General features: G+C 37.0%; 5 protein-coding genes and 1 pseudogene. 4 read left to right on the top strand and 2 right to left on the bottom strand.

Annotation, left to right across the window (positions count from 1 at the left end; all coding sequences use genetic code 11):
* Positions 1-486 (top strand): annotated as a pseudogene (locus F6K54_RS42955) (hypothetical protein); the annotation flags it as partial.
* Positions 473-1,285, top strand: a complete 813-nt coding sequence (locus F6K54_RS42950) for an RNA-guided endonuclease TnpB family protein (RefSeq protein WP_366558145.1) — start codon at positions 473-475, stop codon at positions 1,283-1,285. The pseudogene F6K54_RS42955 and the gene F6K54_RS42950, both read left to right, overlap by 14 nt.
* A 358-nt stretch (positions 1,286-1,643) precedes the next feature.
* On the opposite strand, the gene F6K54_RS15790 is transcribed toward F6K54_RS42950, so the two are convergent.
* Both F6K54_RS15790 and F6K54_RS15785 read right to left on the bottom strand, forming a co-directional pair.
* Positions 1,644-3,263, bottom strand: coding sequence for a hypothetical protein (locus F6K54_RS15790; RefSeq protein WP_293079060.1), 1,620 nt, complete (start codon positions 3,261-3,263; stop codon positions 1,644-1,646).
* Complete coding sequence (locus tag F6K54_RS15785; protein WP_293079059.1) at positions 3,260-4,468, bottom strand: glycosyltransferase family 4 protein; 1,209 nt, start codon at positions 4,466-4,468, stop codon at positions 3,260-3,262. Before F6K54_RS15785 ends, F6K54_RS15790 begins: the two co-directional genes overlap by 4 nt.
* Positions 4,469-4,752: 284 nt before the next feature.
* Here F6K54_RS15785 and F6K54_RS15780 point away from each other — a divergent pair, with 284 nt between their 5' ends.
* Positions 4,753-5,682, top strand: a complete 930-nt coding sequence (locus F6K54_RS15780; protein WP_293079057.1) for a hypothetical protein — start codon at positions 4,753-4,755, stop codon at positions 5,680-5,682.
* A 39-nt stretch (positions 5,683-5,721) separates the two neighbouring features.
* Positions 5,722-6,494 (top strand): hypothetical protein (locus tag F6K54_RS15775; RefSeq protein ID WP_293079055.1); only part of this gene is annotated, 773 nt, incomplete at its 3' end.

The following is a 6,494-nucleotide window of genomic DNA, read 5'->3' as shown; positions in this document are numbered from 1 at the left end:
TATATCCAACATCAGGACAAAAACACCGATTGGCCAAGCTATTTGGTTGTGTTTGCTGGCGCAACACTTCGTGAACGTGTTGTTTGGAATGATAGTCTAGCTTGCTGCCAAGAAAAGTATAAATTAGGAGAGAAGAAACCAACTAACTCCGAGCTACAAAAGCTTTTTATTACTCAAGCTAAAAATACTGAAGATAGAGAGTGGTTATCGGAAGTTTCTAATATACCATTACAACAATCTTTAAATGATTTAAACCAAGCTTATCAAAATTTTTTTAAATCAACCAAAGGTCAACAGAAAGGCAGACCTATAAAGCCTCCGAAGTTTAAAACTAGAAAATCAAAGCAAACTGCTAGGTTTAGAAAGGGTGGTTTTAAACTTGGTCAACATAAAGTTTATTTAGCTAAAATTGGGAAACTAAAAATAGTTTCGCCCGTGAGATTTACCTGCTGCTCCATCATCAGTAACAGTAATCAAAGATTGTAGGGGCGATTCGCGAATCGCCCCTACTAGATATTTTCTGAGTTTTGTAGTAGAAACTTGTGCCGAAATCTTACCTCAAACTGAGAATTCAGTAGGTATAGATTTAGGTATCAAAACTTTTGCTACATTGAGCGATGGTACAAAGGTTGATGCTCCTAAACCGCTCAAAAAACGAATTAAGAAGTATAGAAAGTTAAGTAAGTCATTGTCGAATAAAACTAGGGGGTCAAACCGTTATGAAAAAGCTAGGCTAAGAATAGCTAAATTTCACGCTAAACTGAAAGATACAAGAACAGATTTTCTACATAAATTGTCTACTAAAATAATTTGTGAAAACCAAACAATTGTTTTAGAAGACTTGAATGTTTCAGGAATGGTTAAAAACCGTAAATTATCCAGAGCAATTTCTGATTTAGGTTGGAGACAATTTAGGACACTGTTAGAAGGAAAGGCTGAAAAATACGGTCGTGATTTTAGAGTAATTAGTCGTTGGGAAGCAACATCTCAAACTTGTTCATGTTGTGGATTTAAAGGTGGAAAGTTAGAGCTTTCAGTGAGGGAGTGGGAATGTTTGAATTGTGGTGCAAAGCATGACCGTGATGAAAATGCAGCAATAAATATATTAGTCGCGGGCGGGCAGTCCGAGACTCTAAACGGACGTGGAGGCAAGCGTAAGACTACCGCCAAGGTAGCAGCAGCCTGTGTTAGCGGAGCTTTGCGAAGCGCAAAACGTCAACCCGCCGAGGAGCTAAGGCTCGGTAGGAATCCCCGTGCCTTTAGGCCGGGGAGGATGTCAATATAACTTCAGACTTCAGTATAGATGGGAATGCTTGACACCTAATAAGAGAGCAAGATACTCCCACTCTCATGCTCTATAACCAAAATAATTACAATGCACTACTACCAAAAATTTATCTATTACTTTTTTCTCTTCTCCTGACTCCTGATATCATGTCCGTTGGTATAGTCCCGTGTAAAAGTTGGGAAAATATCTACTGCCATATAAGTAAAATTTTTCCTTCTCTTAAAGCTTCTTCCTTCTTCCTTCTTCCTTACCTTCTCTATACAAGACCGATGCTACCGGACATGATATGACTCCTGACTCCTGACTCCTGACTCCTGACTCCTGACTCCTGAATTCTAACTTCTGACTTCTGACTTCATAACACCCCTCCTCGCTGAATTCTCTGCTGCTGTATAGTTTCCTCCTTAGCAAAAGCAGCATCTAGTTGATCCAATAACTTCCCAATCTTTTCCTTTGCCTCTTTGCTAGTCTGAGGTTGCCTATTTAACCACGACATTGCCCTTCTTCGCCCCTTTTGACTCGCCACAATTAAAGCACCCCAAGCAACAGCATTAGTTTCAGCTTGATTTACCCTTAAAGCCGCATCAACTCGACTACGGAGACGACCAGTATCATTTTGGAGTAATTTACCAATCTCATAAGTGCTGCTCAAATTATTTTCAAACACATTTAGACTTTCTTGCCAACGACCATCAATTAAACCAGCCAAAACTTTTTGACTTGGACTTGCCCAAGAAGCGATCGCCTGAGCTTCGGTAATCTTGGCATGAAATTTAATTAAATCAAATTGAGCTTGTGCTTTTTCAGGCCATTGAGATTTATCTATTAAATTCTTTCGCAAAGGTTGAATTAAAGCAAAAGCACCAGACCATAAACCATTACGAGCTAATCTAAGAGTATTTCGATAATACCTATCTCCAATAGGAGTTTCCTCTAGAGAAATTTTCTCTAACTCAATCGGATTAAGTATAAACTTTCGTGGTTGAACCCAATAAATATCAAAATCAGGATCTAATCCCACAGTTTGCTCAACCACCAGCTCTGGATCTCCTCCTCCAGTCATTTCCTGCCAAATGGGAGCTTGACCTGCAGCACTTTTCCATTCCAACATTGAACTCAAGTAATTTTTTTTAGGGTTGTAATTTAAAATTTGCCCATAAGGAATAGTTTTATTGTTTTGTAATCTTTGACCACTGACAGTAAACCAAATTCCAGCAGCAGGAACTTTGCCTTGAAAACGACGTACTGTTGTTAAAGGTAAAGGTTGATTTGAGCCTTGGGAAGCAGAGACAGACTCAATAGTAGATGAAATGACAAAAGATTCAGCAGGACCTTGGAGAGGTAAAGTATTAACTAATCGAAAATATGGTTTACTCCCTTCTCGTTGGTTAACAGACAAAATTGATTGATAGACTCGCAACTCTACTAATTTCCGACAAGGAGTTTCACAGGGTAAAGAAGCTCTAGAATCAATCTGTTTCATTACTGGCACTAATACATCTAAAATAGAATCTCCTGCTGTGCTAGGAAGAGAAAAAGTTTCTCCGGTACTAAACCCTTCATCTTTTTTGATACTATCCTTAATTTGCTCAAGAGTTTGCAAAGATTTATTCCCGGATATATAAAATCGAGTCCACTGTGGCAATAATTGATTAAACCAGACTATAGCATTCGGATCGGAAATTAACTTTACACTAATCCATGCCCCCATTGCCATCAAACCAGAGCCACCAAATAATAAAGTTATCCCTACCCATTCAAGCATCCATTTTTTCCAAGGTAAGGATGTTAGAGAAAACTTTTGAGATTTAGATAATCTCCTCTGATGCTTAGATTTAGAGACAGAAGTTATCCGGCTAATTTGTGGATTTTTCTTAGTTCTAGGATAATTAGATTTCTGAGCTGTTTTAGCAACTTTAGGAAACTTCGCTTGATTGTAACTAGCTTTAGAGTTGTGAATCTTCTTTTTCATCATCCTAGCAATACCTGCTCATAGCGCTGACCTTGAACTTCCCAAGTATACTCCGTTTCTATGAGCGATCGCCCATTTTCTGACAACCTTTGTCTCAACTGCCCATCCTCAAATAACCGACTAATGGCCTCTACATATTCTGTTACTTGGTTTGCTCTTAATGCTCTTAATGGTGTATCGGCACCATCAACTGCTAGACCTTCTAAACCACGGTCACTGGCCACAACAGGCGTACCTGCTGCCATTGCTTCTAAAGTTTTATTTTTAATTCCAAAACCAGTACGCATCGGAATCACACAAACGGTCGCTTGATGTAAATATTCTGCCATTGAAGGTACGCGACCTGTAACTTTTACTCCTGGGCGAGTTGAAAGTTCCTGCACTTCTGGCACTGGTCTTGCCCCTACCAGAGCTAAAGTTGTATCAGGATAACGTTGTTGTACTTCTGGTAATATTTCCAAAGTTAGAAAGCGAACCGCATCAATATTAGGAAAATTATCCATAGCTCCCACAAAAATTAATTGATGTCCCCCTGGATCGTTACTTCGATAGGGAAATTGAGTAAAATCTACGCCATTAGGAATAACTGATATTTGACTATTGGGGTTAAACTCTTGCAGTTGTTTCCCATCTTCCTCAGTTGTTGCGACTATACAGGAAAATTTTGAACAGTAGCGTTTTTCATAACGAAGCAGTAGGGAAAGATTCAGTCTATCTCGCAATGGTTTTTCTGCTGTACCAGTTTCTAACTGTTGCTTACAAGTACCATAAACCGAGCTATGGACATTAACTAGAGTTTTTAGTTGTTGTTGCCATTCCGGGTGAATATAAATTTCATTCACACAATGTTCGCAAGTAATGGCCTCACATTTACCTGCTGCCACAAACTCATCTACCCAATTTTGCATTGCTGGCGAATATATAGAAACAACACTTGGTGGAGTACCTTCAATCAGAAAATTACTAAAACGTCTTAGTTTTAATAATGCTCCTTTATTTGGTTCTTGAGGACGCGGAAATACGGCCAACTCTTCCACATAAGACCGCAATGAATCTATTTCTGAATCATTGACATCTGGAGACCGTTGTGTTACCAAAGTAACAGAATGTTTTTGACTCAAATATTTGAGTAGATTAAAAGTTCTAACTTGAGTACCACCTCGACTGGGAGGATAAGGAAAGGTGGAGGAAAGCATTAGAATTTGCATACAGTGAGTAAGTTCCTCTAGATTTTTCTTTATATACAGGTAATTTATTATATTTAATGGCAATATTATATAGCGTTTCCCAAGCTAATGAGGTACAGTTGTTTTTCTTATTTATCGATTCCTACGGAACGAGAATTACGACTCCCTACTCCCTACTCCCTACTCCCTACTCCCTACTCCCTACTCCCTAAAACCAAGGAATTTTGTACCTCCCGCTTTTTGGGAATTGCTATATTATTAATTTTAGTTAGACTCTGAATATTTTAATTTTACGAATAAATTTTATGGTGGAAAAGTCAAATATAGTTAAAGCATTAAAAAAACCAAATCTCGCCTTGAAGAAAGGTAAGCGTTTTCTAGGACATAATCTTGAAGATTTGATCAGAATTATTACCCAGCAACACAAACTTTCAGAAGTAGTTAATCAAAAGGAAATTCGAGTGGCAGGTATGAAGCGCACTGGAAATCATGCCATTATTAACTGGGTTAAAAGTCAACAGAATGGTGATGTAGGATTTATTAATAATGTATTAGCCAATCAAAACCCCTACCGTTATAAGTATGAAAATCTTCGAGATCAATTCCCAGAACATAAATGGGCAATAGAACATAACCGCCAACAAGCTAAGGGAAATTTTATTAAAAGAGATTGTTTGATTTACAGTTATGAAGATTTTCCTCTAGATCAGATAGCAAGCGATAAATTCGAGCGTAATCACGATCTATACTTAGGAAAAAGTGCTATGAGGTACGATTTACTGATTATTAGAGACCCTTTTAATCTGTTTGCAAGTAGACTAAAGATATCTTCTCAGGCGAAACATTTTTTATCAGTAAATTCTCCGAATAAAACCATGATTGATTTATGGATTGATTATGCAAAAGAATATTTAGGAGAAACAAATTATCTCAAGCACAACAAAGTTTGTGTAAATTATAATCAATGGTTTGCTGATATTGAATATAGGCGAAAAATTGCTGAGAAACTGCAAATAGAATTTTCTGATGCAGGCATTGATAAGGTAACGAGTTTTGGTGGAGGTAGTTCATTTGAAGGGAAACAATTTAAGAACAAAGCAACATCAATGGATGTCTTAAACCGATGGCAAAAAGTATCTGATGACCCTCAATACAAACAGTTTTTTAATCAGGAAATATTGAAATATTCAGAGCGAATATTTGGTCATATTCCCGGTACAGAATCTTTAAATTAATTAATAAAGTTAGTATTTTAATCTTAGGGTATAGATTTTATGGTGGAAAAATCACAGATAGTTAAAGCATTAAAAAAACCAAATCTCGCCTTGAAGAAAGGTAAGCTTTTTCTAGCACATAATGTTGAAGATTTGATCAGAATTATTACCCAGCAACACAAACTTTCAGAAGTAGTTAATCAAAAGGAAATTCGAGTGGCAGGTATGAAGCGCACTGGGAATCATGCCATTATTAACTGGGTTAAAAGTCAACAGAATGGTGATGTAGGATTTATTAATAATGTATTAGCCAATCAAAACCCCTACCGTTATAAGTATGAAAATCTTCGAGATCAATTCCCAGAACATAAATGGGCAATAGAACATAACCGCCAACAAGCTAAGGGAAATTTTATTAAAAGAGATTGTTTGATTTACAGTTATGAAGATTTTCCTCTAGATCAGATAGCAAGCGATAAATTCGAGCGTAATCACGATCTATACTTAGGAAAAAGTGCTATGAGGTACGATTTACTGATTATTAGAGACCCTTTTAATCTGTTTGCAAGTAGACTAAAGATATCTTCTCAGGCGAAACATTTTTTATCAGTAAATTCTCCGAATAAAACCATGATTGATTTATGGATTGATTATGCAAAAGAATATTTAGGAGAAACAAATTATCTCAAGCACAACAAAGTTTGTGTAAATTATAATCAATGGTTTGCTGATATTGAATATAGGCGAAAAATTGCTGAGAAACTGCAAATAGAATTTTCTGATGCAGGCATTGATAAGGTAACGAGTTTTGGTGGAGGTAGTTCATTTGAAGG

It is taken from the genome of Okeania sp. SIO3B5, from assembly GCF_010692555.1.
In the GTDB taxonomy this organism is placed as follows: domain Bacteria; phylum Cyanobacteriota; class Cyanobacteriia; order Cyanobacteriales; family Microcoleaceae; genus Okeania.
Note: the sequence above shows the minus strand (reverse complement) of the source record. Positions and strands in the feature narration are given on the sequence as shown.